Consider the following 25,534-nt stretch of genomic DNA (forward strand, 5'->3'; position numbering starts at 1 on the left):
CAGGTACTGCGGGCGCCGTGCGGAGGGCTGCGGCGAGGGCGGTCAGAAGCCGCGGTCGATCCACTCCTGGAGGTGCGGGGCCTCCGTGCCGACGGTCGTCGTGTCCCCGTGGCCGGTGTGGACGACGGTGTCGCCGGGCAGTGTCAGCAGCCGGTCGCGGATCGAGTCGACGATGGTCGGGAAATGGCTGTACGACCGCCCCGTGGCCCCCGGTCCGCCCGCGAACAGGGTGTCGCCGCTGAAGAGCGCGGACAGGGCGGGCGCGTACAGACAGACCGCGCCCGGGGCATGGCCGGGGGTGTGCAGCACGGTGAGGTCGACGCCGGCCACCGTGACGACCTGCCCGTCGGCCAGCTCACCGTCGGGCTCGCGGTCGGGGTGGGTCTGCTTCCACAGGGGCAGGTCGTCGGGGTGGAGCAGGACCGGGGCGCCGGTGAGCGCGGCGAGGGCGGGCGCGGCGTCGATGTGGTCGTTGTGGGCGTGGGTGGACACGATGGCGGTGAGCCGGCGGTCCCCCACGGCCCGGGCGATCGCGTCGGCGTCATGGGCGGCGTCGACGACGATCACCTCGGTGTCGTCGCCGACGATCCAGACGTTGTTGTCGACGTCCCAGGTGCCGCCGTCCAGGGAGAAGGTCCCGGAGGTGACGAGGTGTTCGATGCGGGCGCCGGACATCAGAGGACCACCACCGAGCGCAGGACGTCGCCGCCGTGCATCCGTTCGAAGGCCTTCTCGACCTCGTCCAGGGCGATGGTCTCGGTGACGAAGGCGTCCAGGTCGAGACGGCCCTGCAGGTAGAGGTCCACGAGCATCGGGAAGTCGCGGGAGGGCAGGCAGTCGCCGTACCAGGAGGACTTCAGCGAGCCGCCGCGGCCGAAGACGTCGAGCAGCGGGAGCTCGAGCTTCATCTCCGGGGTGGGGACGCCGACCAGGACGACCGTGCCGGCCAGGTCGCGGCCGTAGAAGGCCTGCCGGTAGGTCTCCGGGCGGCCGACCGCCTCGATGACGACGTCCGCGCCGAAGCCGCCGGTCAGCTCGCGGATCGCCTCCACGGCGTCGGTCTCGCGCGAGTTCACGGTGTGGGTCGCGCCCAGCTTCTGCGCGGTCTGCAGCTTGCGGTCGTCGATGTCCACGGCGATGATCTTCGCCGCGCCGGCCAGCCGGGAGCCCACGACGGCCGCGTCCCCGACGCCGCCGCAGCCGATGACGGCCACGCTGTCACCGCGTCCCACGTTGCCCGTGTTGATCGCGGCGCCGATGCCCGCCATCACCCCGCAGCCGAGCAGTCCGACGGCGGCGGCCGAGGCGGCGGGGTCGACCTTGGTGCACTGCCCGGCGGCGACCAGCGTCTTCTCGGCGAAGGCGCCGATACCGAGGGCCGGGGACAGCTCGGTGCCGTCGAGGAGGGTCATCTTCTGCTTGGCGTTGTGCGTGTTGAAGCAGTACTGCGGGCGGCCGCGCCGACAGGCCCGGCACTGGCCGCACACGGCTCGCCAGTTCAGGATGACGAAGTCACCGGGCGCGACGTCCGTGACGCCGTCACCGACCGACTCGACGACGCCGGCGGCCTCGTGGCCGAGCAGGAAGGGGAACTCGTCGTTGATCCCGCCCTCGCGGTAGTGCAGATCGGTGTGGCAGACCCCGCAGGCCTCGATCTTGACCAGGGCCTCCCCCGGGCCGGGGTCGGGGACGATGATCGTCTCCAGGCTGACGGGGGCACCCTTCGCGCGCGCGACGACAGCACGGACCTGGTGAGCCATGGCCACTCCTAGGCTGGTACGGGACCTGAGTCAAAGACGTTGCTCAATACGGCACACATCTCATGTGCCGCAACACAGCATCGTGGAGCACCGAGCAGCGGTCAAGGCTCCCCGAGGTCTACGACTGGTCCCCCAGCGGCGTCGGCGGCTTCATCATGAAGGCCGACAGCTCCACGGAGATCACCGAGTTCGACCGTTGGATGCTCCGGGACGGCAGCCATGACGAATCCACCGCGCCCCGGTCCGTCCTCTTGCTGTCCCGCTCCTCATCTACGTCCCCCGTCCAGGCGCCCTCGACGCACCCGGCGGCCTGCCCCTCCAGACCGCCGCCCTGCTCGTGTTCGGCGGGGCGGCCGCGCTCGCCGTCGGGGTGGGCGGGGACACCGGGCCCGGGCCCGCCGACGGTGGGTCCGTCCTGATCTGCTTTGCTGTGCTCGTCGGACAGGCTCCTCACAACTCGGGACGACGATCATGGGCGCGGACGTACGACAGGTCGCCGACGGCATCCATCTGGTGCACGGCTCACACACGAACTGGGTGATCCTCGGCGAGGGGGACGCCGTCACACTGATCGACACGGGCTACCCGGGCGACCGCGAGCGGCTCCTCGCCTCCCTGGCCGCGGTGGGCAGTTCACCGGAGGCGGTCACGGCCGTGCTGCTCACCCACGCCCACAACGACCATCTCGGTTCGGCCGAGTACCTGCGCTCGGCGTACGGCACCCCGGTGCTCGCGCACCCGGCCGAAGTGCCGCACGCCCGCCGGGAGTTCCTCCAGCAGGTGAGCGTCGGCGATGTGCTGGGGAACGCGTGGCGTCCCGGTGTGCTGCCCTGGCTGGTGCATGTGCTGCGCGTCGGCGGCGCCCAGCAGCACCCCGTCGGCGCGCCGGAGGCGTTCCCGGTCGCCGACGGCCCGCTCGACCTGCCCGGCCGTCCGGTCCCGGTGCACACCCCCGGCCACACCGACGGCCACTGTGTCTTCCATCTGCCGGACGCCGGGGTGGTGATCTCGGGGGACGCCCTCGTCAGCGGGCACCTGACCTCGCGGATCGAGGGACCCCAGCTGCTGCCGGACATGTTCCACCACGAGCGCGCGCGGGCACTGGCCTCACTGGACCTGATCCAGAGCCTGGACGCCGATGTGCTGCTGCCGGGGCACGGACCGGTGCACCAGGGCTCCGTGAAGGCGGCCGCCCTGCACGCCCGCGAACGCGCCGTCTAAGGTCAGGCCATGGCTTTGCAGATCAGCGCCACGAACCCGGAGCACCCGGCCCTCCTTCTGGAACTGCCCTGGGACGTGCCCCTGGAGGAATGGCCCGAGGAAGTCCTCGTCCCGCTGCCACGCGGCATCTCCCGCCACGTGGTGCGCTACGCGCGCGCCGGTGACGAGGTGATCGCCGTCAAGGAACTCGCCGAACGCCCGGCGCTGCGCGAGTACGAGCTGCTGCGCGACCTGGACCGGATCGGCATCCCCGCCGTCGACCCGCTGGCCGTGGTCACCGGGCGCACCGACGCCGCCGGGGACCCTCTGGAGTCGGTGCTGGTCACCCGGCATCTGGGCGGCTCGATGCCGTACCGGTCGATGTTCGAGACGACCATGCGTCCGGCGACCATGCACCGGCTGATGGACGCCCTCGCGGTGCTCATCGTGCGGCTGCACCTCGCCGGGTTCGCGTGGGGCGACTGCTCGCTGTCCAACACGCTGTTCCGGCGGGACGCGGGCGCGTACGCCGCGTATCTGGTGGACGCCGAGACCGGTGATCTGCATCCGCAGCTCAGTCCGGGGCAGCGGGAGTACGACCTCGATCTGGCCCGCGTCAACATCAGCGGCGAGCTCCTCGACCTGGAGGCGTCCGGGGCGCTCCACCCCTCGGTGGACCCCATCGAGTTCGGCATGGAGATCTGCGCGCGTTACGGCGCGCTGTGGGAGGAACTGACCCGCACCTCGGTGTACCCGGCGGGCAAGTACCACTACATCGAGCGCCGGATCCGCCGGCTCAACGACCTGGGCTTCGACGTCGCCGAGATGCAGATCGAGCACTCCCCGGGCGGCGACACCGTCACCTTCGTGCCGAAGGTCGTCGACGCGGGCCACCACCAGCGGCAGCTGCTGCGGCTGACCGGCCTGGACACCGAGGAGAACCAGGCCCGGCGGCTGCTGAACGACCTGGAGAGCTGGATGGCGACCCAGGACGACTACGCGCCGGGCGACCCGCTCGCCGCGCGGCCCGAGGTGCTGGCGCACCGGTGGGTGCGGGACGTGTTCCGGCCCACCGTGCGCGCCGTCCCGTTCGAGCTGCGCGGCTCGATGGATCCGGCGGAGATCTATCACGAGCTGCTGGAGCACCGCTGGTACCTGTCGGAGCAGGCGCAGCACGACATCGGGCTGGACACGGCGGTCGAGGACTACCTGGTGAACATCCTGCCCAAGGCACGGGAGACGCTGGAGCCGACCGTGCCCGAGTGAGCCGGTGGTGCTCAGTCGTGGGGGACGACGGCCACCGGGCAGTCGGCGTGGTGCAGGACGCCGTGCGCGACGGAGCCTATGCGGGCGCCCACGGCGGTCCGGTGGGCGCGCCGGCCCACGACCATCAGCTGCGCCCGCCCGGCCACCGACAGCAGGACCTGTCCGGCGCTGCCCATCTCGATGTGCTCGACGACGTGCACGTCCGGGAAGCGCTCCCGCCACGGTCGTACGGCGTCGTCGAGGGCCTTCTTCTCGAACGGCTCCAGGCCGCCGGCCTCGTCGAGCAGCTTGAGCGAGCCCGGGCTGTAGGCGAACACCGGCGGCAGCGACCAGGCGCGCACGACCCGGACGCTCGCGCCGCGGGCCGCGGCGGTCTCGAAGGCGAACCGCAGCACGGCGGCGCTGTCCTCGGGCTCGCCCTGCTGGCCGACGACGATCTCGTGCCCGGCGACTTCGGCGGAGGGCTTGTCGCCGGCCCGGACGAGGACGACCGGGCGGGCCGCCTCGGCGATCACCTGCCGGCCGACCGAGCCCAGCAGGAAGCCGACGACCGCGCCGTGTCCGCGGGAGCCGAGCACCAGCAGTTCCGCGTCCGCGGCGGCGGCGAGCAGCGTTTCGACCGGGTGGCCCTCCAGGACGTCGGTGGTGACGGCGAGCCCCGGGTGCCGTGCGGTGACCGTGGCGACGGCCCGCTCGACGGCGTCGTCCACCCAGGCCCGCTGGGCGTCCCGGTCGGCGGCCTCGGGCGCGGTGTGGGGCCGGTGGTGCTTCCAGGCGTGCACCACCCGCAGTGCCGTGTCCCGTCGTACGGCCTCCCGTGCCGCCCAGGCGAGCGCCGCGAGGCTCTCGTCCGTCCCGTCGACCCCTGCCGTGATCGGGCCCGTCATCGCACTGCCTCCTGTGTCGTGATCACTTCGTACGGGGCCAGTCTTCACTACGCTGCCGTTCATGACCTTGGAATGGGAACAGGTGATCGTGGACTGTCACGATCCGGTGGCGCTCGGACGCTGGTGGGCGGACGCGCTCGGCTGGGTGGTGGTGCACAACGCGCCCGACGAGTACGAGATCCGGCCCGCGCCGGACCGGCTGCCGGGACTGCTGTTCGTCCCGGTGCCGGAGAGCAAGCAGGTCAAGAACCGGCTGCATCTGGACTTCCGTCCGGTTGACCAGCGGGCAGAGGTGAGCAGACTGCTGTCGCTGGGGGCGCGGCACGCGGACGTGGGGCAGGGCGAGCAGTCGTGGGTGACGCTGACGGACCCCGAGGGCAACGAGTTCTGCGTCCTCGCGGCGCGGCGGTCGCCTTGACGGTGGGCGCCCCGTCCTGAACCGGGAGCGCACGGTCCGGGCCATCCCTGAGCGGACCGGGGCGATCGACCATACGATGGGCGGAGCCGGCGCGGGGTTCGCCGTGCGCCGGCGAGTCCTGACCGCTCTCGGGGTGGGAGACGTATGACACAGGCCGCCGAAACAGCGCGGACCGTCATCCTGACCGTGGACGACGACCCGGGGGTCTCCCGTGCCGTCGCCCGTGACCTGCGGCGCCGCTACGGCGCCGCGTACCGGATCGTACGGGCGGAGTCCGGCGAGTCCGCGCTGGAGGCGCTGCGCGAGCTGAAGCTGCGCGGCGACCTGGTGGCGGTGATCCTGGCCGACTACCGCATGCCGCAGATGAACGGCATCGAGTTCCTCGAGCAGGCCCTGGACGTGTATCCGGGAGCCCGGCGCGTGCTGCTGACCGCCTACGCGGACACGAACGCGGCGATCGACGCGATCAACGTCGTCGACCTCGACCACTATCTGCTCAAGCCCTGGGATCCGCCGGAGGAGAAGCTCTACCCGGTCCTGGACGACCTGCTGGACGCCTGGCGGGCCAGCGACTACCGGCCGGTGCCGGCGACGAAGGTGGTCGGGCACCGCTGGTCGGCGCGCTCCTCGGACGTGCGGGAGTTCCTGGCCCGCAACCAGGTGCCGTACCGCTGGTACTCCGCCGACGAGCCCGAGGGGCAGCGGCTGCTGGCCGCGGCGGAGGCGGACGGGCGGCGGCTGCCGCTGGTGATCACCCCGGAGGGGGCGCCGCTGATCGAGCCGGACGCGCCGGAGCTGGCGGCGCGCGTGGGTCTGGCGACGACCCCGGCGGCCGAGTTCTACGACCTGGTCGTCATCGGCGGCGGTCCGGCCGGCCTGGGTTCGGCGGTGTACGGGGCCTCCGAGGGGCTGCGGACGGTGCTGGTGGAGCGGTCGGCGACCGGCGGGCAGGCCGGGCAGAGCTCGCGCATCGAGAACTACCTCGGGTTCCCCGACGGGGTGTCCGGGGCCCAGCTCACCGACCGGGCGCGGCGGCAGGCGACCAAGTTCGGCGCCGAGATCCTCACCGCGCGCGAGGTGACGGGGCTGGAGGTCAACGGGGCGGCGCGGGTCGTACGGTTCTCGGACGGCTCGGCGGTCGCCGCGCACAGCGTGATCCTCGCGACGGGCGTGTCCTACCGGCAGCTGGCGGCGCCGGGCTGCGACGACCTGACCGGCTGCGGGGTGTTCTACGGCTCGGCGCTGACCGAGGCGGCCGCCTGCCAGGACCAGGACGTGTACATCGTGGGCGGCGCCAACTCCGCCGGGCAGGCGGCGATGTACCTGTCGCGGAACGCCAGGTCGGTGACGCTGCTGGTGCGCGGCGAGTCGCTGGCGGCGTCGATGTCGTACTACCTGATCCAGCAGATCGAGGAGGCGCCGAACATCCATGTGCGGGCCGGCACGGTCGTGGAGTCCGCGCACGGGGACGGCCATCTGGAGCGGCTGACGTTGCGGGACGTGAAGAACGGCGAGACCGAGCGCGTCGACGCGCAGTGGATGTTCGTGTTCATCGGCGCGGCCCCGCTGACCGACTGGCTGGACGGGACCGTGCTGCGCGACGAACGCGGGTTCATCCTGGCGGGGCCCGATCTCACCGCGGACGGGCGGCCGCCGGCGGGCTGGGAGCTGGACCGGCCGCCGTACCACCTGGAGACCAGCATTCCCGGCGTGTTCGTGGCGGGCGACGCACGCGCCGAGTCGGCCAAGCGGGTCGCGTCCGCCGTCGGAGAGGGAGCCATGGCAGTGATGCTCGTCCACCGGTATCTGGAGCAGTCGTGAGCGGGCGGCCGATGCCGTGCAGCCCGGCGGAGATCGGCTCGCTGTTCCTGTTCGAGAAGCTCACCCCGGATCAGCTGGGACGGCTGTGCGCCCAGGGGCGGGTGGAGAGGTTCGAGCCCGGGCAGGTGTACGCCGAGGGTGATCCGGCCACCTGCTTCTACGTGATGATCGAGGGCACGGTCGTGCTGTCGCGGCGGGTCGGCGGGGACGACGTGGAGGTCACCCGGACCTCGCAGCGCGGGGTGTACTCGGGGGCCATGCAGGCGTATCTGGGCGACCGGATGCGGCAGGTCTACAACAACTCGATGCGGGTGACGGAGCCGTCCCGGTTCTTCGTGGTGCCGGCGGATGTGTTCGCGGACATCATGCGGGACTGGTTCCCGATGGCGGTGCATCTGCTGGAGGGCCTGTTCTTCGGCTCGAAGAACACCCAGGCCGCGATCGGGCAGCGGGAACGGCTGCTGGCGCTCGGCTCGTTGTCGGCGGGGCTCACCCATGAGCTCAACAACCCGGCCGCGGCGGCCGTACGGGCCACGGCCACGCTGCGCGAGCGGGTCGCCAAGATGCGGCACAAGCTCGCGCTGATCGCCGAAGGGCCTTTCTCCCGGGACGCGTTGGCGAGTCTGATCGAGGTCCAGGAGCGCACCGCCGAGCGGGTCGGGAAGGCGCCGTCGCTCAGTCCGCTGGAGGCCTCGGACCGGGAGGACGCGCTCACCGAGTGGCTCGAGGACCACGGCATGGACTACGGCTGGCAGTACGCGCCGGTGTTCGTACAGGCCGGGCTGGACGTCGACTGGCTGGAGCAGGTGGCGGCGGCCGTGGAGCCGGAGATCCTGCCGAACGCGGTCGGCTGGCTCAACTACACCATCGAGACCGAGCTGTTGATGTACGAGATCGAGGACTCCACGACCCGGATCTCGCATCTGGTCGACGCGGCCAAGCAGTACTCCCAGCTCGACCGGGCTCCCTACCGGGTGGTGGACGTCCATGAACTCCTCGACAGCACGCTGCTGATGCTGTCGGGGAAGATCGGGCAGCGCATCGAGGTGGTCAAGGAGTACGACCGGACGCTCCCCGAGGTGCCCGCCTATCCGGCGGAGCTGAACCAGGTGTGGACGAACCTCGTGGACAACGCGGTGTTCGCCGTCAACAGCGCGGGCGGCGAGGGCACGTTGACCGTGCGCACGGCGCGGGAGGGCGAGCGGCTGCTGGTGGAGTTCCGGGACACCGGCCCCGGTATCCCGGCGGACATCCGCAGCCGGATCTTCGACCCCTTCTTCACCACCAAGCCGGTCGGCGAGGGCACCGGTCTCGGCCTGGACATCTCCTGGCGGATCATCGTCAACAAGCACCACGGCAGCCTGCGGGTGGAGTCCGTACCGGGAGACACCCGTTTCCAGGTGCTGCTGCCGCTCACCGCGCCCGGACCCGAGTCCGCGCCCGACGCCCCGTCCGAGTCGCTGCCCGAGTCCCAGCCCGCCGAGGAGCCCGCATGACCGACACGAACGCCATCGACCCGTCCGTCCCGCCGAGCGGCAGCGGCTGTGTGGACTGCGACGCGGTCGGGGGCTGGTGGTTCCATCTGCGGCGCTGCGCGAGCTGCGGCCACATCGGCTGCTGCGACTCCTCCCCCGCCCAGCATGCCACCGCCCACTACAAGGCCACGGGGCATCCGATCGTGCGCAGTTTCGAGCCGGGCGAGGAGTGGTTCTGGGACTACTCCAGCGATGAACTCTACGATTCGGGACCGGAGTTGACGCCCCCGGTGAGTCATCCCGCGGATCAGCCGGCCCCGGGGCCGAGGGGGCGGGTGCCGGCGGACTGGGCCCAGATCCTGCGCCGGGGATAGCGGGCGAAGGGGGGCGCTCCGCGTCGACGCCTGCGCCCCCTGGCGCCTCTTCACCACCCCCGCAAGGGAGTTGAACGGCCCTCGCGGGCATACAAGCTGCCCATACGCTCACGGAGCTCAGCCGTCGTACCGCAGGCACCAGGAGACCCGTGAACCACCGCACCACCGCAGCCGCCCTGGCGTCCTGCGCTCTCGCCGTCGCCGCACTCACCGCCTGCGGCTCGGGGGATCCGGCCGCGAGCCACAGGGAACCGGCGACGGGAGAGCGGACGTCCGCGGTGGACACCACGACCCCCTCGGCGGGACCGGGGACGTCGAGGACACCGGCCGGAACCCCGTCCCCCTCCAGCTCCGCCGCTCCGAAGCAGACGGGCGGCGGCACCGCGTCCCCCTCCGCGACGCGCCGGACGGCGAAGAAGGGCGAGGCGGCGCTGCCGCCGCGCCCCGACCGTGACGGCGAGGGCGCCTATGTGCGCGCGCTGACCGCGATCGACCCGGACATCGTGCACGACAAGGAGGACGAGGCCGTCGAGCGCGGCCGCGACCAGTGCGCCACGATCCATGACCACCCCGGGGACCGGGAGAAGCAGATCAGCGCCGCGATGCAGCGCTTCGTCTCCCCCGGTCACCCGGACGGCTTCGGCCGCCTCAAGAGCACCCGGATCGTCGAGGCCGTGCACACCAACCTCTGCCCCGACTACTGACGGGCCGGCACCGTCAGCGTACGGCGGGCGGCACGTTCGCCGAGGTGACGTTGACGGCGGCCCAGGCCCGGTTCACCGTCTTGAACTCCACGCTGTCCTGGCCGTACAGGTCCCGGGCCGCCTTCAGCGTCGCGACGCGCGCGTCGTGGAAGTCGGTCGTGGAGACCATGTAGCGGGTCAGGGCACGGTAGTAGATCTTGGTGGCCTTGGCCCGGCCGATGCCCTTCACCGCGGCGCCGTCGTAGGTCGGCGAGTCGTAGGTGACCGTGCCGATCCTCTTCTGTCCGCTGCCCTCGGCGAGCAGGTAGTACGCGTGCGAGGAGACACCGGAGCCGGCGTGGACCTCGGTGTAGTACGTCTCGGGCGACCAGTAGTCGATCGCGCCCTCGAGGACGTCCTGGGACGGCTGGTCGAGGCGGCGCAGGAACTTCTGGTCCAGGCCCAGCTTCTCGCCGACGAGGTAGTTCGGCGGGTTCTTGGGGTTGTTGGCGCTGAACTCGACATTGGAGCCGAAGATGTCCGCGAGGGACTCGTTCAGCGAGCCCGGCTCTCCGTACTGGTTGCCGTCGCCGTCGACGAAGGTCGGCTCCAGTCGGGCGGTCGCGTCGACGACGCCGTGGGTGAGCTCGTGGCCGGTGACGTCCAGGACGACGAGGGGCTTCTTGAACATGTCGCCGTCGCCGTCGCCGTACAGCATGCAGTCGCAGGCGGAGTCCCAGAACGCGTTGGCCACCTTGTTGCCGAAGTGGACCATGGCGCGGGCGCCCTTGCCGTTGTTCTTGATGCCCTTGCGCCCGAAGGTCTTCTTGTAGAAGTCCAGCGTCTGGACCACCCCGTACTGGGCGTCCACGGCGGCGCTGGCGCGGCTGGAGAGGGCGCCGTTGCCCCACTTGTTGGTGGTGCTGGTGAACTTCGTGCCGCGGGCGAAGTTCTCCAGTTCCTTGTTCTTGGCGTCGCGGGTCTCGGTGCCCCAGTGGGTGGGGTCCTTCAGCAGGTAGCTGCGGGCCGCGGTGCGGGTGGTGGTGAGCGGCACCTTGCCGACGAACAGGGAGCTGCCCGTGCCCTTGGCGGTCTGGGGGTAGCGGGCGGCGGGAGCCGAGGAGGCCGCGGTGAGCCCGGCGGAGAGCGGGGCGGTACCGGTGGCGGGGTCGAGGGTCTCGCCGCGCTCGCGCAGGGTGTCGACCAGGCGGGGCGAGAGGAACTCGTCGCTGTCGGGCGTGTTGCTGCGGACCTTGCCGGTGACGGCGTCGACCACGACCGTGCGGGAGCCGCCGGCCTCGGTGGTGTCGCTGTCGGTCACCTGGACCTGGTAGGCGAGCGCGGAGGCGCCGCCGCGGGCGTCCACGACGAGTTCGGCGCTCCCGGCGTCGCCCTGGGCGACGGCGGCGGCCTTGGCCTCGGCCTGGGCGGGGGTCAGCCGGGCCCGGGCGGTGCCGGGCGCGACGGCGTGGTCGGCGGCGCGGGTCACACCGGCGTAGGCGAGGCTCCTGGTGAGGTGGACGACGAGGTCGCCGCCGAGGACGGGCATGCCCTGGTGGGTCCGGACGAACCGGACGTGGCGGGCGCCCTCGGGGTCGATCAGCACGTCCTGCGGCTGGAGCACGTCGCCCTGTCCGACGCCGGTGGCCGAGGCATGGGCGAAGGCGGCGGCACGGGCCGCCCGGACGACGGCGGTGTCCTGGGCGCCGGCGGTGGTCGCGGCCCGCGTCTCCCCCGCGGACGGGCCCGCGAACGCCGTGCCTGCCAGGCCCGTGGCGGCCGTGGTGACGGCGACGGCGACCGTCAGCAGGCGTATGGGTGCACTACGCAAAGGTGAGGGTTCCTTCGTTCGGACGGCCGGGTTCCCCAACCGCCGTGAGACATGGCGCCGTTGGGCGCCACGGGGCTGGTCGGGCCCCGGACCCCCACCCTTACGGATGAGTCATGTACATGTAAAGCCGAAATCACCGTTTTACGGCGCCTTCGCGGGGATACTTGGCGAATCCGCGACGCACGGTGATCGACGAGCGACCAACCGTGCGTCGACTGGAGAGATGTGACACGACGGCAGGAGGTTCCCTCGGGTGCATGTGACGGATCTCGCATCGACGACCCGCCGACGCAGACGGCTCCGCGGCCTCCCGACGGCGGTGTGCGCGGCCGCCGCGGTGCTGTCCCTGCTGCCGGCACCGGCTCTGGCCGCGTCCCGGCCGACGCCCGCCGCCCCCGCGCTGCCCCGCCCCGACCTGACCGGTCTGCGCAGTGTGCTGCGCACGGCGGTCGCACAGGGGGCGCCCGGCGCCCTGGCGCGACTCGACGACCACGGCACGGTCCACCGGGTGGCCGTGGGCGTCGCCGACCGGCGGACCGGCCGGGCGCTGAGCACCACGGACCGCTTCCGCATCGGCAGCGTCACCAAGACGTTCTCCGCGGTGGTTCTGCTCCAGCTCGTCGACGAGGGACGGCTGGCGCTCGACGCGCCGGTCAACCGCTATCTGCCGGGGCTGCTGCCCGACGACCGGATCACGGTCCGCCATGTCCTGAGCCACCGCAGCGGCCTGTACGACTACAGCGACGACCTGTTCGCCCGGTCCGTCCCCGGCTTCGAGGCGGTCCGCACCAAGGTGTTCACGTACCGGCAGCTCATCGGCCTGTCGCTGCGCCACGCCCGCACGACCGCGCCCGGCGGCCCCTACTCCTACTCCAACACCAACTTCGTCGTCGCGGGACTGCTCATCGAGAAACTGACCGGCCAACCGGTGGCGACCGCGTACCGCAGGCGCGTCATCGAGCCGCTCCGGCTGACCGACACCTTCTACGTCCACCCCGACACCGCGATCCCCGGCCGGTACACGCGCGGCTATCTCACCCCGGACACACCGGGCGGGGCCCTGGTCGACGCGACCCGCCAGACCGTGTCCTGGGCCCAGAGCGCGGGTGCCCTGATCTCCAGCGCCGAGGACCTGGACACGTTCCTGTCGGCGCTGCTGCGCGGCAGGCTCCTGTCGCCCGGCGCGCTGAAGGAGATGCGCCGCTGGGTCCCGGCCAGCGGCACCCAGTCCTACGGCCTCGGACTGCGGCGCCGCAGGCTGTCGTGCGGGATCTCCGTCTACGGGCACACGGGCGCCGTACAGGGCTACTACACGTACGCGTTCACCTCGGGCGACGGCCGCCGCACCCTCGCCGCCCTCGCCAACGCCTCCAACAGCTCCAAGGTGCATACGACGATGCTGCGCACCCTCGACACGGCGTTCTGCGGCAAGGAAACGACCCACCGCCGCACCACCACCCCACAGGACACGGCGGAGGACGCGAGCGGGGGCGGGCCCCCGAGCCGACACTGACAGGCCGCCCCGACCTCGACACCCCGACCACCGCCCCGCCCGGCCACGGGCCCGCCACGACACTGGTCCGACAGGGCACGGTTCCGACCACACCGGACCTGGCAGGGCACAGGCCCGGCAGGACGCAGGCCCGGCGGGACGCAGGCGCATGGCAAAGCGCAGGCTTGGCAAGGCGCAGGCCCGGCGGGACGCAGGCGCCTGGACATGCGCAGGTCTGGACAGGAGCAGGTCTGGACGGGTTCGCACCCCGGCACGTGCCGGTCGGGCCGAAGGCCGGTCCGGCAGGCGCAGCACCCCGGGCACCCGCAGGTCCCCAAGCGCAAGCCCGGCAAGACTCAGGACTGGACGGGTTCGCACCCCGGCGGGTGCCAGTCGGGCCGGATGCCGGTCCGGCAGGCGCAGCACCCCGGGCACCCGCAGGTCCCCAGGCGCAAGCCCGGCAGGACGCAGGACCGGACGGGTTCGCACCCCGGCACGTGCCGGTTGGGCCGGAGACCGGTCCGGCAGGCGCAGCACCCCGGGCACCCGCAGGTCCCCAAGCGCAAGCCCGGCAAGACTCAGGACTGGACGGGTTCGCACCCCGGCACGTGCCGGTCGGGCCGAAGGCCGGTCCGGCAGGCGCAGCACCCCGGGCACCCGCAGGTCCCCAGGCGCAAGCCCGGCAGGACGCAGGACCGGACGGGTTCGCATCCCGGCGGGTGCCAGTCGGGCCGGATGCAAGCGCGGCAAGGCTCAAGCCCGCACGGCGCAGGCCCGGCAGGACGCCAGCCCGGCAAGGCGCAAGCCCGCACGGCGCAGGCCCGGCAGGACGCCAGCCCGGCAAGGCGCAAGCCCGCACGGCGCAGGCCCGGCAGGACGCAGGTCTTGACGGATTCGGGTCCCGGCGGGTGCCGGTCGGACCGAATGCAAGCGCGGCAGGCGCAGCTCCCCGGGCACCCGCAGGTCCCCGAATGCAAGCCCGGCAGGACGCAGGTCTGGACGGGTTCGCATCCCGGCGGGTGCCGGTCGGGCCGGAGGCAAGTGCGGGAGGCGCGCGCCCGGGCGCCTGCGGGTCCGGCCGGGCCCCCTGTGCCGGTTCCCCCGCCCCAGCGGGAACCCCGGGGGCCGGACGGCCGTTGTTCTGGCAGCACCCCGGCGTGGTGGGGGCGACGACAGCGGGGCGGCGGGATGAGCGAGTTGGTGCCGGGCGGCAATCTGCCCCTCCCGGGCGGCGCGCTGGCCGTCCGGGTGCCCGGCCCCTTCGATGTGTGCGCGCTGGTGACGGACGACAGCGGCAAGGTCGGCGGTGACGCCGACTTCGTGTTCTACAACCAGCCGACGGCGCCCGGCGCGGTGCTCCGGGGCGACACGCTCACCCTGGAGCCGGGCCGGCTGCGGGCCGGCGCCACCCGGGTGACGGTGGTGATCAGCGCCGCCGACCCGGGCACCCCGCTGGCCCGACTGCCCGCTCCCACGCTCCAGGTCACCGACCCGCGGGGCCGGATCCTGGCCCGGTTCGCCCCGCCCGCCCCGCGTCAGGAGACGGTACTGCTGCTCGCGGAGGTCTACCGGCGGGGCCCGTCCTGGAAGCTCAGGGCACTCGGCCAGGGCTACGCCGACGGCCTGGCGGGGCTGGCCCGGGACTTCGGGGTGGACGTCCTCGACGACACCCCGGCCACGGGGCACGGACCGGCCGGTCCGTCGGCCGGCGCCCACGGCACCTCCGCACCGCCCGCCGACCCCGACGGCTTCCTGGCCCTCGTCAACCCGGCCCGGGCGGCCGCCGGTTCACCGCCCGTCACACTCGACGCCCGGCTGGCCTCGGCGGCCCGGGCGCACGCCGCCGCCATGGCCGCGGCCGGGCAGCTCGGGAGCGAGGGGCGGGACGGCGTCTCGCTGCACCAGCGGGTCACGGCCGCCGGATACCCGTACCTCGCGGTGGGCGAGCACCTGGTCTCCGGGCCGCGCACCCCCGCCGAGTTCGTCGACTACTGCCTGCGCACCGACCGGGCGTGCCGCACCCTGCGGGACCGGGCGTTCACCCATGTCGCCCTGGCGCAGGCGACGGACGCCCGCGGAGGACTCACCTACTGGACCGCGCTGTGGGCGAGCCCCCTCACCGCGGCCGGTCTGGCCCGTACGACCGCCGAGGTCGTGGAGCTCACCAACCGCGAGCGGACCCGGGCGGGGCTGCGGCCCCTCGCGGTCGACCCGCTGCTCACCACAGCCGCGCAGGCGCACTGCGCGGACATGGTGGAGCGCGCCTTCTACTCCCACACCTCCCCGGAGGGCACCCAGCCCTGGGACCGGGCGGCCGCCGCCGGTTCCACCCGGCGGACGATCGGCGAGAACATCGCCTGCGGCCAGCGCTCGGCCGCCGAGGTGGTGGAGGGCTGGATGAACAGCCCCGGCCACCGCGCCAACATCCTCAAACCCGCCTTCACCCACATCGGCGTCGGTTACGCGGGCGGCGGCCCGTCGGGCACGTACTGGACCCAGCTCTTCGGCGCCTGACACGGAGGAGAAATCCCCCGTGACGGTATCCGGCCGAAATGCGCGGTGACCTCCGAGAGCGCTTTCACCGGAACACGATCAGAGCGCTCCGATCTTGTTTACCCCTGGTTACACGCCCGGACGGCCCCTGGTAATTTCTTTTCCTCGCACATACGAACGGCATCTTTGAATGAAAGACAGGAATCACACCGGAGTCGTGGTCCTTTTGAACGGACCCCCACGCGTCCCCCGTACTTCTGGGAAAGGGAGAACTCCGGGGGTTCAGCGAAGGATGACCATGGTCAAGGCGCATGTCTCCACGCACGAGTTGGTCGCCGGAAGGTACCGGCTCCTCGATGTCGTCCACCGCGAGACCAACCGGGTCAGCTGGTACGGCGAGGATGTGCAGGGAGCCCGGCCGTGCCTGGTCACCCGGGTCGGTCTGCCCTCCGACCTGGGCGAGGAGGAGGCGTGCCAGGCCGCCGACCGGGTGATACGGATGTCGGAGACGATGGCCCAGGTGTGCCCCGGCCGGATCGCCACGGTCGTCGACGCGACCGTGGAGGGGGGTTCCCTGTGGACGGTCACGGAGTGGATCGACGGTCTGCCGCTCGGTCAGCTCATGGACCAGAAGGGCCCCTTCGGCCCGGGCCGTGCGGCCACGATCGGCCTCCAGCTGCTCGACGTCCTGGAGGCCGCGCACGGCGAGGGCATCACCCACGGCGAGCTGAGCCCGGGTCAGGTGTTCGTCCGGGCCCGCGGCCCGCTCGTGGTCACCGGCTTCGGACTGGCGGGCGCGACACTCGTCCCGAGACTGGCGGCACCGGCGTACGCCTCCCCGGAACAGGCCCGTGACGACCGGATCGGCCCGGCGGCGGACCTGTGGGCGCTCGGCGCGATCCTCTACACCCTGCTCGAAGGGCGTCCGCCGTACCGGGACCGGGACCGGCCCGAGAGCACGCTGCGGGGCGTGGACCGGCTGCCGCTGCGCACCCCGCTGCGCGCGGGCCCGCTCACCGCGACCGTGCAGGGCCTGCTGCGCAAGGAATCCCGGGAACGGCTGACCCGCACGACGGTCCGTCAGGCGCTCACCCGGGTGCTGGACGAGGACCCGCACACCGTCCTGCCGGCGCCCCGGCTGCGGCGGGCCTACGCCTCGGCCCGGCACATCGGACCGCAGTGGAGCGGGCGGGCCATGGCGGCCGGGACGGCGCTGGCCGTCGTCACGGTCGCGGTCGCCGCCCTCGCCGTCACCCACCAGCTGCCCGGCACCGAGGACACCTCGGCCGGTGGTCCGCAGGCCCAGCCTTCGGTGTCCACCGCCCCTTCCGGGGAGGACGGCGAGGCGGGCGACAGAGCCACACCGGCGCCCGACGCCTCCGCCGCGCCCTCACCGTCCGGCACACCGTCGGCCACGCGGTCGTCCCCGGCTGCCTCCATCGACGCCCTCCCCACCGGTTACCGCGTCTATCACGCGCCTGAGGGCTTCTCCGTGGCCCTGCCCAAGGGGTGGAAACGGCTGGACACCCGCAAGCAGGGCGATGTGGCGTACCGGGTCACCTTCGGCGCGGAGGGTGACCCGCGGACCCTCGCGGTGACCTACAGCACGCAGGCCGGAACGGACCCGGTGGCCGTCTGGCGCGACGACGTGGAGCCGCGGCTGCGCGAGGAGACGGGGTTCCGGCGGATCGGCGACATCGAGGCGACGACGTACCAGGGGTACCAGGCCGCCGACATGGAGTGGCTCATGGACGTCGACGGCAAGCAGGTGCGCACCTTCGGGCGCGGGTTCCTGCTCGGCGGCCACCGGAGTTTCTCGCTGCGCTGGACGACCCCGGCCGCCGACTGGGACAAGGCCGCCAACCGGCAGGCCCTGGACACGTTCCTCAAGACGTTCCGGCCGAAGTCGTCCGGCTGACCGGGCTCAGCCGCCGGGGCCGCGCGGGGCGCGCAGGGTGCGCAGCGGGGCGGGAAAGAGCGGTTCGGTGTCCCAACGCGCGGCGCAGGCGCGGTCGGTGAGCGAGCAGGTGATCCGGAGGCGGTGCGGGGTCTCCAGAAAGGCGATGTCCACGGCCAGGGTGTCCGTGTCGGTCCAGCCTCCGCTCACGGCGGTGGGGAGCGGCTCCTCGGCCACCTGCCAGCCACCGGGCCCGAGTGCCAGCTCCAGTGCGTCATCGCCCTCTACGAGCGTCAGGGTCCAGCCGTCCGCGCCCCGGGCGACCCGGACGGCGGTCAGTTCCGGCCCGCCGCCGCGCGGGGTGAACTCGGCGTCCGCCCACTCCTTTGCCCGCTCGGGCGGCGCGGGCGCACCGGGCGCCGGGGGCAGCGCGAGCCGGCCGAGGCGCTCCGCGAGGGCCGCGTCGGCGTCCTCCCGGCCGGCCGGAGGAGCGGACCGGAACGCGGGCAGCAGATGCTCCCAGACCAGCGTCAGGTAGGCCTGCATGTCGCGGGTGGCCGAGGTCGCGGCGATCACGGCGTCGTACTCGGGCAGGACGAGGCAGAACTGGCCGTAGGCGCCGTCGCCGCGGTAGCCGTGCCGGGACCGCCAGAACTGGAGGCCGTAGCCGTGGTCCCAGTCCAGCCGGTCGGCGTCGGGCATCGGGCCGCCGGTGGGGATGTGCACGCGGGTCGCCTCGGCGATCCATTCCCTCGGCAGCAGCGGCTCGCCGTCCCGGACGCCCTCGTCCAGATGGAACTGGCCGAGCCGGGCGACGAGATCGGTGGTGCCGTGCAGTCCGCTGAAGCCGAGTTCGCGGCCGGTGCCGTCGGTCAGCCAGGCGGTCGCGCCGGCGCCCAGCGGGTCGAGCAGGCGCGGACGCAGATAGGCCGTGAGCGACCGGCCGGTGACGCGCTGCACGATCGCGGCGAGCGCGTAGGTGCAGGGCTGGTTGTACGCGAACACGGTGCCCGGGTCGTGGTCCGGCGGCAGCAGCAGGAAGCCGCGCAGCAGGTCGCCGGGGTCGAGCGCCTCCGCCCGGTCGTACGTCTCCTCCGCGTGCCCGCTGGCCATCGCCGCCACGTCCCGTACCCGCATCGCACGGCTGCGCGGGTCGGTGATCTCCGCGTCGAGCTCCGGGAAGTACGAGATCACCGGGTCGTCCAGACCGATCAGTCCCTCGGCGACGGCGAACCCGGCGGCCGTGGCGGTGAAGCTCTTGCTGAGCGAGTACAGCAGCTGGAGCCGTTCGGGGGTGTACGGGTGCCACCAGCCGGAGGCGATCAGCCGGCCGTGGCGCAGGATCATCAGACTGTGCGGCTCGATGAGCTCGGACGTCTCCACGGCGTCGAGGAAGGCGAGGACGCCGGTCGCGTCGACTCCTCGGGCGGACGGGGCGGCGGTGGGCAGGGGGGACGCGGTCATCCCCGCATCCTTCCCGTCGGCCGTACGCCGCTCGACCGGTTTTCACGCCCTGGCCGCCGCGCCCGGGCTCCTTCGCCCGGTGGCAAAACCTCGTCAACGGGTGCATATAGGCTGCGGTTCTGCATGTATGTCCGTCCGTCCCGCAGCCCCCCGAGGAGACCATCCGTGACCCTGGCGATCGACCTGCCCGAGACGTCCGCCGAGGACGGCCCCGCGCCGCTGTCCGACCTCGTGGCGCGTGACGCGCGGGAGTTCGGAGTCTACGCGCGCACCGGAGGCTGGGCGTTCGCCCTGATGGTGGCGCGCAGTGTGCGGCCGGGCGGGCAGGGCGCGGACGAGACCCCGAAGGTGTCGGCGAAGGAGTTCGCGGAGCTGGCGGGCTGCTCCCCGGAGCGGGTGATGCGCTACTACAAGGCGTGGGACCGGGCCGCGGACGACGGGCTCGTCCCGCACTTCGAGGAGCTGGCGCCGGGCCAGGAGGCGGAGCTGCCGGACGCCGACGTCTGGCTCACCTACTACGTGTCCCGCAACAGCGCCACCTCCGAGCGCGGCACCGCAATCAGCGAGGCCGCCGAGGCGGAGGGCATCCGGCCCACCAAGGCGCTGGAGGTCGCGGAGAACCCGACGGCCCTGCGCGCCGCGATCCTGGCCGACCCCTCCACGGCCCGCGCGGCCCGCACCGCGCTTCTGGACCGGATCAAGGAGGACCCGGAGCTCCAGTCCGCGCTGGCCCGGGACGTCGTGCGCACCGACGACCTGAAGAAGGCCGTGGCGAGCGAGAGCCGCTCCGCCGACCGCATCGGGTACGTCCGTCAGATCGCCGAGTCCGGCCAGGTGAAGACAGCGGCGGGGCAGACCATCGACGCGCCGGTGGAGCTGCGCCGGGAGGCCGAGCGGCATCTGTCGCTGATCGACGAGCTGGACGAGGGCGAGGACGCGGGCGAGTGGGCGTCCGAGGCGTACGACACGATGAAGAACCTCGTCGTGGAGACCGTGGAGGCCGACCCCGAGCTGCGGGTCCAGGAGCGGCGCACCAAGTTCTACAGCAGCCTCCAGCGGGCGACGAAGGTGTTCGAGGAGCTGACGTTCGACGACGCCCAGGAGTTCTACGAGGACGACATGGTGCAGCAGCTGGAGGAGCTCCAGCAGGCGATCGGCTCCTGCATCGCGTCGCTGCGCGGGGCAGGGTCGGCGGCCGGTCCGGCCGAGTAGCCGTACCGGGTCGCACCACCGGGTCTCACCTCGACGTGTGCCGGTGGCGGGCCCACGCCGGCAGTCCGAACCAGCACAGCAGGTACCAGGCGACCACGGCGACGACCAGCCAGACGACGTGGTCGCCGTGGGTCGCGACGCGCAGGATCAGCAGCAGGGCGCAGGTCATGGTGGCGAGGAGCAGCAGCAGGCCGACGAAGGTCAGCCGGGAGGCCCAGGCCACGGCCTGCGGTTTGATGCGCCGGCCGGAGACCAGGCGGTGCAGGGACACGGGTCCGATCAGCGCGCCGGTGGCACAGGCGCCGAGGACGACCGTGGTGATGTAGATGGCCTGGTCGGTGTCGTTCAGGGTGGTGTACTTCGGGGTGAACGCCACGGTGAGCAGGAATCCGAACAGGATCTGGACGCCGGTCTGGGCGACGCGGACCTCCTGGATGAGGTCGCTCCACATCCGGTCGGCCCGCTCGTCCTCGGTCTCGTCACGGCCGTCGCGCCGCTCTGCCGGATCCATGCGGCCCGGGTGACCCGGGCCGCCGATCTTCAAACGGACCTGGCGGACGCCGTTACCAGCGGGGCTCGACCTGGGCCTTGATCCGTCGGTCGTACAGGTCCCGGATCGCCGTCAGGGTCTCCTCCGACAGCTCGGGCAGCCGGGCGGCCTCCGCGTTGGCGCGGGCCTGCTCGGGCGAGCGGGCACCCGGGATCACCGTGGTCACGCCGGGCTGCTGGACGATCCAGCGCAGGGCGAGCTGGGCCGGGGTGTATCCCTCGGGTGCGAGGGCGGCGAATTGGGCGGCGGCCTCGACGCCGGTGGCGTAGTCGACGCCGGAGAAGGTCTCGCCCTGGTCGAAGGCCTCACCGTGGCGGTTGTAGGTGCGGTGGTCGTTCTCGGGGAAGACCGTGTCCTTGGTGTACTTGCCCGAGAGCAGACCGGAGGCGAGCGGGACGCGCGCGATGATGCCGACGCCGGCCTCACGGGCCGCCGGGAGCACCTCGTACAGGGGCTTCATCCGGAACGGGTTGAGGATGATCTGGACGCCGGCCACGCCGGGGCGGGCGATGGCGGTGAGGGCCTCGGCGGCGGTCTCCACGCTGACGCCGTAGTGGGCGATGCGTTCCTCCTCGACGAGGGTGTCGAGGGCGTCGAAGACCTCGTCGCTGGAGTAGACGGGGGTGGGCGGGCAGTGCAGCTGGACCAGGTCGATGCGGTCGACGCCGAGGTTGCGGCGGGAACGGTCGTTCCAGGCGCGGAAGTTGTCCAGGACGTAGTTCTCGGGGATCTGTTCGACCCGGCGGCCCATCTTGGTGGCGACCAGCACATGCAGGTCGGGGCGGCTGCTGAGGAAGGTGGCGATGGTCTGCTCGCTGCGGCCGTCCCCGTAGACGTCGGCGGTGTCGAAGAAGGTCACCCCCGACTCGGCCGCCGCCTCCAGCACCGTGAGGGCTTCCTTGTCGTCGACGTCTCCCCAGTCGGCGCCCAGTTGCCAGGTGCCGAGACCGACGACGGACGCATGCTGACCCGACCTGCCGAATTCGCGCTCTTCCATGGTGTCACCCTACGGGGTCAGCTGGGCCTGGACCGTCGGGCCGTAGCGGTCGACGATCTCCTCCACCGGCATCGCGCGCAGCGCCTCGCCCCGGGCGATGCCGAACATGACGCCCAGGCCGAGGAGGGTGGCGAGGGCGAGTTCGGCGCGCTGCCGCGGATCGGGGCCGCCGAGGCGGGCGGCGAGGCGTTCGGTGACCTGGGTGCGGAAGTTGGCGCGCAGGATGTCTCCGTGGTCGCCGTGCAGGGGTGCGAACGCGATGCGCAGGACGGGGTCGGCGCCGCGCTCGCGCTGGCCGAGCACGACATGCCGGACCATGTGCCGGCCGAGGTCCTCCACCGGGGCGTCCAGGAGTGCGGCGGCGTCCTCCTCGAAGGACATCACGCGGGCGAACAGGGCGTCCTTGTTGCCGAAGTACTTCAGGACCAGCGGCGCGCTCACGCCGGCCCGTTCCGCGACGGCCTTGAGGGTGATGTCCGCGTGGGCGTGGCGGGCGAGGAGGTGACGGGCGGCCCGCAGGATGGCCGCCTTGGTCGCCTCGGCGTCACGGCGGGCGGGGGCGGGAGAGGCAGGGGTGTTCACGGTGCTCATGCTCCCTCCATCGCCTCCTCCCCGGCGGCGGTACGGTCGCGCTCGGGACGGGTGGGCCCGGGCTCGGTGTCGCCGGGGATGGTCAGGGCCACCGCGCAGGCCGCCAGGGCGATCGCGCCCGCCATGGCGAAGGCCAGCAGATAGCCGTGCAGGGTGGGCACGGGGGCGCCCCCGACGAGGCTGGTGTGGTGGACGAGGACGGCGGCGACGGCGGCGCTGGAGACGGCCTGGCCGACGGTGCGCATGAGGACGTTGACGCCGTTCGCCGAGGCGGTCTGACCGGCCGGCACGGCGTGCAGGATCAGCGCGGGCAGCGCGGAGTAGGCGAGGGTGGTGCCGGTGGCCACGACCGCCGCCCCCACCATGATCATCCACAGGTCGCGGCTGTCGGCGATGCGCACGGCGTATCCGGCGGCGATGACGGCGGCGCCCAGCGCGAGGGTGACGCGTGGCCCCCGGGCGGCGGAGATCCGTGCGGAGAGGGGGGAGAAGAGCAGCATGGTGACGCCGCCGGGCAGCAGGCACAGCCCGGTCTGGACGATGGAGAGCCCGAGCCCGTAGCCGCTGGCCTTGGGCGCCTGCACCAGTTGTGCGGTCACGAGGGAGCTGGCGTAGAACGCGAAGCCGGTCAGCAGCGCCGCCACATGGGAGAGTCCGACCCGGGGCCGGGACACCAGCCGCAGGTCCACCAGCGGCCGTTCGGCCCGCAGTTGACGCCACCACCACAGGGCGAGCACCACGACGGCCGCGAGGAAGAGGCCCACGATCCTGGTGCTGCCCCAGCCCCACTGGCCGCCCTGGGACACGGCGAGGAGCAGACTGACCAGCCCGGCGGCCAGCCCCAGCGCGCCCGGCACGTCGAACCGGCCGGGCTCGCGCACGGGCGACTCCGGCACCGCCCAGCGGATCAACGCGACGCCGGTGGCGCCGAGGGCGGCGGTGACCCAGAACATGGTGTGCCAGTCGGCGTACTGGATGACCATGGCCGCCGCCGGCAGGCCGAGCGCGGCGCCGATGCCGACGGTGGAGCTCATCAGCGCGATCGCGGAGCCCCGGCGCTCCGCGGGGAGTTCGTCGCGCAGGATGCTGATGGACAGCGGTACGACGGAGGAGGCGGCCCCCTGGAGGGCGCGGGCCGCGATGAGCACGCCGATCTGGGAGGTCAGCGCGCAGATCACCGAACCGGCGGCCATCAGGGTGAAGGAGAGCAGCAGGACGCGCCGCTTGCCGTACATGTCGCCGGCGCGGCCGAGGACCGGGGTGAGGACGGCGCCGGAGAGCAGCGAGGCGGTCACCATCCAGGAGACCGCGGCGGGTGAGGCGCCGGTGAGCCGGGGCAGGTCGGGCAGGAGGGGCACGACGACGGTCTGCATGACCGCCATCAGGATCCCGCAGTACGCCAGGACCGGAATCGCGAACCGAGCCCTCGGGCCGGGGTCGTCATCCCTGGTCGGGGCAGGTATCGGGACGGGTGACGCCATGGACACTCCAGCGGCCTGCACGGTGGCGAAAAATGGGTGAATGTGAATTCACCGTAGCAGTGAATTCACATTCACCCAAGCGCGCGACCCCGTCTCCGGGCCCGGTGGACGCTACTTGCGGGCCGCCAGGGCCCTGGTGTGGGCGCTACGGGCGATCCTCGGACCGAGCCAGCGCTTGAGGCGGCGCAGGGCGTCGAGCTGTCCGGCGGCGCGGTCGAGGCGGTAGTAGAGCTGGGGCGGGACGTACGGCAGCAGGGGCGAGTGGCGCTGGCCGAGCAGGGCGAACATCCGCTCCGGGGGGAGGTCGATGTACCGGGTGAGGTTCTCGTACCACTGGGCGCTGAGGCGGGCGGCGCTCTGCTGGGGCAGCAGGGCGGTGCGGCGTTCGGCTTCGTAGCGGGCGAGGGCCTGCGGGAGGCCGTCGCCCCCGGCCAGCGCGTCGGCAAGGGCGAGGGAGTCCTCCAGGGCGAGGGTGGTGCCGGCGCCGATGGAGTAGTGGGTGGTGTGGGCGGCGTCGCCGAGGAGGACCAGGTTGTCGCGGTACCAGGTGCGGTTGGTGAGGGTGCGGAAGGACAGCCACGGGGAGCTGCCGTCGGCGCCGGCCCGGCCGATCAGGGGGTGGCCGTCGAGGATGTGCGCGAAGAGCTTCTCCAGCTGGACCAGGCCTTCGGTCTCGCTCGCCCGGTCCAGGCCGAGCCCGGCGCAGGTCTCGGGGGCGCACTCGATGACACAGGTGCTCTGCGCGGTGCTGAAGGGGTAGCCGTAGCACCAGATCCAGCCGTGTTCGGTCTCCACGAAGGCGAAGGTGAAGGAGTCGAAGACCTTGCTGGTGCCGAGCCAGAGGTAGGAGTTGCGGCCGGGTGTGAGCTCGGCGCCGAAGTGGTCGGCGTGCCGGGTGCGCAGCGCGCTGTGCACGCCGTCGCCGGCCACGACCAGGTCCGCGTCGGGCAGGTCGTCGGCCGTGACCGCGCACTCGAACTCCAGCCGTACGCCGAGTGCGCGGGCGCGGGCGGCGAGGATCTCCAGGAGTTTGTGGCGGCCGATGCCGTGGCCCTCGTCGCCGGGCTGACGGGTCGACAGGTCCCGGACGTGGGCGACCCCCTGGTTCCAGACGACGGAGTGCTCCTCGATCGCGCGGGCCGACTCGGGGTCGCGGGCGCGGAGCTTGTCGAGGAGTCCCTGCCAGTACGTGACGCCCCAGCCGTACGTCGAGCCCTCGGGGTTGCGCTCGAGGACGGTGACGTCGTGGGACGGGTCCTGCAGTTTCAGCAGGATGGAGAGATACAGGCCGGCGGGCCCGCCGCCGACACAGGCGACCTTCACGCTTACCCCTTGGAGTGACCAGATGTGATCGATTGACGACGCAGGGTAGCAGTGCCCGACCCCCTCCCTCCGGCGCGCCCTCTCCGGCTTTCCGCCACTTTCTCCACGTGAGCCGCACCACGGGCGGCACATCCGCGCGCGAAAGATCACCGGAAGGAGGGGCTCCAGGGAAAGGAATTGCCCCTTCCACCCCCGAGCCGGCCCTCACGGCACCAAGATCATCCTGGTTGAAGATTGCACGACATGTGAGCGATTGTCCGGATCGCAGCCAACCGGTCCCGAAGGATTTCTTCCGCCCCCGATGTCCCCGATAGGCATG

General features: G+C 72.6%; 22 protein-coding genes. 11 read left to right on the top strand and 11 right to left on the bottom strand.

Going from position 1 to position 25,534, the window contains the following annotated elements; translation table 11 throughout:
- Positions 1–42: 42 nt before the first annotated feature.
- The 3 genes from ACYQ8Q_RS01935 to ACYQ8Q_RS01945 form a co-directional block, all read right to left on the bottom strand.
- A complete protein-coding gene (locus tag ACYQ8Q_RS01935) occupies positions 43–675 on the bottom strand; it encodes an MBL fold metallo-hydrolase (RefSeq protein WP_460061184.1) in 633 nt (210 codons plus the stop codon).
- Positions 675–1,760 (bottom strand): S-(hydroxymethyl)mycothiol dehydrogenase, encoded by a 1,086-nt coding sequence (locus ACYQ8Q_RS01940; protein ID WP_460061186.1) that lies wholly within the window; start codon positions 1,758–1,760, stop codon positions 675–677. Before ACYQ8Q_RS01940 ends, ACYQ8Q_RS01935 begins: the two co-directional genes overlap by 1 nt.
- Before the next feature lie 118 nt (positions 1,761–1,878).
- The gene (locus ACYQ8Q_RS01945) at positions 1,879–2,214 is read right to left on the bottom strand and encodes a hypothetical protein (protein ID WP_460061187.1); all 336 of its coding nucleotides are present in this window, start codon (positions 2,212–2,214) and stop codon (positions 1,879–1,881) included.
- 17 nt (positions 2,215–2,231) lie between these two features.
- On the opposite strand from ACYQ8Q_RS01945, the gene ACYQ8Q_RS01950 reads away from it, so the two are divergent.
- Positions 2,232–2,981: an MBL fold metallo-hydrolase gene (locus ACYQ8Q_RS01950; RefSeq protein ID WP_460061189.1), complete on the top strand. Its 750-nt coding sequence runs from the start codon at positions 2,232–2,234 to the stop codon at positions 2,979–2,981.
- 9 nt (positions 2,982–2,990) lie between these two features.
- Positions 2,991–4,226 (top strand): DUF4032 domain-containing protein, encoded by a 1,236-nt coding sequence (locus ACYQ8Q_RS01955; protein ID WP_460061191.1) that lies wholly within the window; start codon positions 2,991–2,993, stop codon positions 4,224–4,226.
- Positions 4,227–4,237: 11 nt separating this feature from the next.
- On the opposite strand, the gene ACYQ8Q_RS01960 is transcribed toward ACYQ8Q_RS01955, so the two are convergent.
- A complete protein-coding gene (locus ACYQ8Q_RS01960) occupies positions 4,238–5,113 on the bottom strand; it encodes a universal stress protein (protein ID WP_460061193.1) in 876 nt (291 codons plus the stop codon).
- A gap of 61 nt (positions 5,114–5,174) precedes the next feature.
- Between ACYQ8Q_RS01960 and ACYQ8Q_RS01965 the strand changes: the two genes are divergently transcribed.
- From ACYQ8Q_RS01965 to ACYQ8Q_RS01985, 5 genes are all read left to right on the top strand, one after another.
- Positions 5,175–5,531 carry a VOC family protein gene (locus tag ACYQ8Q_RS01965; protein WP_460061195.1) on the top strand — a complete coding sequence of 119 codons (357 nt, stop codon included), beginning with the start codon at positions 5,175–5,177 and terminating at the stop codon, positions 5,529–5,531.
- A gap of 144 nt (positions 5,532–5,675) precedes the next feature.
- On the top strand, positions 5,676–7,352 hold the full coding sequence (locus ACYQ8Q_RS01970) for an NAD(P)/FAD-dependent oxidoreductase (protein WP_460061197.1): 1,677 nt from the start codon (positions 5,676–5,678) through the stop codon (positions 7,350–7,352).
- Between the two features lie 11 nt (positions 7,353–7,363).
- Positions 7,364–8,848 (top strand): ATP-binding protein, encoded by a 1,485-nt coding sequence (locus ACYQ8Q_RS01975; protein ID WP_460073130.1) that lies wholly within the window; start codon positions 7,364–7,366, stop codon positions 8,846–8,848.
- On the top strand, positions 8,845–9,201 hold the full coding sequence (locus ACYQ8Q_RS01980; RefSeq protein ID WP_460061199.1) for a UBP-type zinc finger domain-containing protein: 357 nt from the start codon (positions 8,845–8,847) through the stop codon (positions 9,199–9,201). The genes ACYQ8Q_RS01975 and ACYQ8Q_RS01980 overlap by 4 nt, the downstream gene beginning before the upstream one ends.
- A 149-nt stretch (positions 9,202–9,350) precedes the next feature.
- Complete coding sequence (locus ACYQ8Q_RS01985) at positions 9,351–9,905, top strand: hypothetical protein (protein ID WP_460061200.1); 555 nt, start codon at positions 9,351–9,353, stop codon at positions 9,903–9,905.
- Positions 9,906–9,918: 13 nt separating this feature from the next.
- Here the strand turns inward: ACYQ8Q_RS01985 and ACYQ8Q_RS01990 are convergent, their stop codons facing one another.
- Positions 9,919–11,715, bottom strand: coding sequence for a M4 family metallopeptidase (locus ACYQ8Q_RS01990; protein WP_460061202.1), 1,797 nt, complete (start codon positions 11,713–11,715; stop codon positions 9,919–9,921).
- 319 nt (positions 11,716–12,034) lie between these two features.
- Between ACYQ8Q_RS01990 and ACYQ8Q_RS01995 the strand changes: the two genes are divergently transcribed.
- The 3 genes from ACYQ8Q_RS01995 to ACYQ8Q_RS02005 all read left to right on the top strand — a co-directional run bounded on the left by ACYQ8Q_RS01995 (position 12,035) and on the right by ACYQ8Q_RS02005 (position 17,618).
- A complete protein-coding gene (locus ACYQ8Q_RS01995; protein ID WP_460073132.1) occupies positions 12,035–13,228 on the top strand; it encodes a serine hydrolase domain-containing protein in 1,194 nt (397 codons plus the stop codon).
- A 1,167-nt stretch (positions 13,229–14,395) separates the two neighbouring features.
- Positions 14,396–15,721 (top strand): CAP domain-containing protein, encoded by a 1,326-nt coding sequence (locus ACYQ8Q_RS02000; RefSeq protein WP_460061205.1) that lies wholly within the window; start codon positions 14,396–14,398, stop codon positions 15,719–15,721.
- Between the two features lie 271 nt (positions 15,722–15,992).
- The gene (locus ACYQ8Q_RS02005; protein ID WP_460061206.1) at positions 15,993–17,618 is read left to right on the top strand and encodes a serine/threonine protein kinase; all 1,626 of its coding nucleotides are present in this window, start codon (positions 15,993–15,995) and stop codon (positions 17,616–17,618) included.
- 6 nt (positions 17,619–17,624) lie between these two features.
- Here ACYQ8Q_RS02005 and ACYQ8Q_RS02010 read toward each other — a convergent pair whose 3' ends face one another.
- On the bottom strand, positions 17,625–19,061 hold the full coding sequence (locus tag ACYQ8Q_RS02010; RefSeq protein ID WP_460061207.1) for a serine hydrolase domain-containing protein: 1,437 nt from the start codon (positions 19,059–19,061) through the stop codon (positions 17,625–17,627).
- Between the two features lie 165 nt (positions 19,062–19,226).
- Between ACYQ8Q_RS02010 and ACYQ8Q_RS02015 the strand changes: the two genes are divergently transcribed.
- Positions 19,227–20,273 carry a hypothetical protein gene (locus tag ACYQ8Q_RS02015; RefSeq protein WP_460061208.1) on the top strand — a complete coding sequence of 349 codons (1,047 nt, stop codon included), beginning with the start codon at positions 19,227–19,229 and terminating at the stop codon, positions 20,271–20,273.
- Between the two features lie 25 nt (positions 20,274–20,298).
- Here ACYQ8Q_RS02015 and ACYQ8Q_RS02020 read toward each other — a convergent pair whose 3' ends face one another.
- From ACYQ8Q_RS02020 to ACYQ8Q_RS02040, 5 genes are all read right to left on the bottom strand, one after another.
- Complete coding sequence (locus tag ACYQ8Q_RS02020) at positions 20,299–20,784, bottom strand: DUF6328 family protein (RefSeq protein WP_460061211.1); 486 nt, start codon at positions 20,782–20,784, stop codon at positions 20,299–20,301.
- Positions 20,785–20,836: 52 nt separating this feature from the next.
- The gene (locus tag ACYQ8Q_RS02025; RefSeq protein ID WP_460061213.1) at positions 20,837–21,820 is read right to left on the bottom strand and encodes an aldo/keto reductase; all 984 of its coding nucleotides are present in this window, start codon (positions 21,818–21,820) and stop codon (positions 20,837–20,839) included.
- A gap of 9 nt (positions 21,821–21,829) precedes the next feature.
- The gene (locus ACYQ8Q_RS02030) at positions 21,830–22,411 is read right to left on the bottom strand and encodes a TetR/AcrR family transcriptional regulator (protein ID WP_460061215.1); all 582 of its coding nucleotides are present in this window, start codon (positions 22,409–22,411) and stop codon (positions 21,830–21,832) included.
- Positions 22,408–23,892: an MFS transporter gene (locus ACYQ8Q_RS02035; protein ID WP_460061217.1), complete on the bottom strand. Its 1,485-nt coding sequence runs from the start codon at positions 23,890–23,892 to the stop codon at positions 22,408–22,410. Before ACYQ8Q_RS02035 ends, ACYQ8Q_RS02030 begins: the two co-directional genes overlap by 4 nt.
- Before the next feature lie 111 nt (positions 23,893–24,003).
- Entirely contained in the window at positions 24,004–25,215 is a 1,212-nt protein-coding gene (locus tag ACYQ8Q_RS02040) for an FAD-dependent monooxygenase (protein WP_460061219.1), read from the bottom strand.
- Positions 25,216–25,534: the final 319 nt, after the last annotated feature.

The organism is Streptomyces sp. YKOK-I1, from assembly GCF_054660435.1.

What these genes read in the sequence shown, in the direction of transcription:
- ACYQ8Q_RS01960 (WP_460061193.1), bottom strand. Translation starts at nt 5,113, where the DNA reads ATGACGGGCCCGATCACGGCAGGGGTCGACGGGACGGACGAGAGCCTC.
- ACYQ8Q_RS01970 (WP_460061197.1), top strand. Translation starts at nt 5,676, where the DNA reads ATGACACAGGCCGCCGAAACAGCGCGGACCGTCATCCTGACCGTGGAC.
- ACYQ8Q_RS02005 (WP_460061206.1), top strand. Translation starts at nt 15,993, where the DNA reads ATGACCATGGTCAAGGCGCATGTCTCCACGCACGAGTTGGTCGCCGGA.
- ACYQ8Q_RS01975 (WP_460073130.1), top strand. Translation starts at nt 7,364, where the DNA reads ATGCCGTGCAGCCCGGCGGAGATCGGCTCGCTGTTCCTGTTCGAGAAG.
- ACYQ8Q_RS02025 (WP_460061213.1), bottom strand. Translation starts at nt 21,820, where the DNA reads ATGGAAGAGCGCGAATTCGGCAGGTCGGGTCAGCATGCGTCCGTCGTC.
- ACYQ8Q_RS01935 (WP_460061184.1), bottom strand. Translation starts at nt 675, where the DNA reads ATGTCCGGCGCCCGCATCGAACACCTCGTCACCTCCGGGACCTTCTCC.
- ACYQ8Q_RS01950 (WP_460061189.1), top strand. Translation starts at nt 2,232, where the DNA reads ATGGGCGCGGACGTACGACAGGTCGCCGACGGCATCCATCTGGTGCAC.
- ACYQ8Q_RS02010 (WP_460061207.1), bottom strand. Translation starts at nt 19,061, where the DNA reads ATGACCGCGTCCCCCCTGCCCACCGCCGCCCCGTCCGCCCGAGGAGTC.
- ACYQ8Q_RS02035 (WP_460061217.1), bottom strand. Translation starts at nt 23,892, where the DNA reads ATGGCGTCACCCGTCCCGATACCTGCCCCGACCAGGGATGACGACCCC.
- ACYQ8Q_RS02020 (WP_460061211.1), bottom strand. Translation starts at nt 20,784, where the DNA reads ATGGATCCGGCAGAGCGGCGCGACGGCCGTGACGAGACCGAGGACGAG.
- ACYQ8Q_RS01955 (WP_460061191.1), top strand. Translation starts at nt 2,991, where the DNA reads ATGGCTTTGCAGATCAGCGCCACGAACCCGGAGCACCCGGCCCTCCTT.
- ACYQ8Q_RS01965 (WP_460061195.1), top strand. Translation starts at nt 5,175, where the DNA reads ATGACCTTGGAATGGGAACAGGTGATCGTGGACTGTCACGATCCGGTG.
- ACYQ8Q_RS01940 (WP_460061186.1), bottom strand. Translation starts at nt 1,760, where the DNA reads ATGGCTCACCAGGTCCGTGCTGTCGTCGCGCGCGCGAAGGGTGCCCCC.
- ACYQ8Q_RS01980 (WP_460061199.1), top strand. Translation starts at nt 8,845, where the DNA reads ATGACCGACACGAACGCCATCGACCCGTCCGTCCCGCCGAGCGGCAGC.
- ACYQ8Q_RS02000 (WP_460061205.1), top strand. Translation starts at nt 14,396, where the DNA reads ATGAGCGAGTTGGTGCCGGGCGGCAATCTGCCCCTCCCGGGCGGCGCG.
- ACYQ8Q_RS02030 (WP_460061215.1), bottom strand. Translation starts at nt 22,411, where the DNA reads ATGAGCACCGTGAACACCCCTGCCTCTCCCGCCCCCGCCCGCCGTGAC.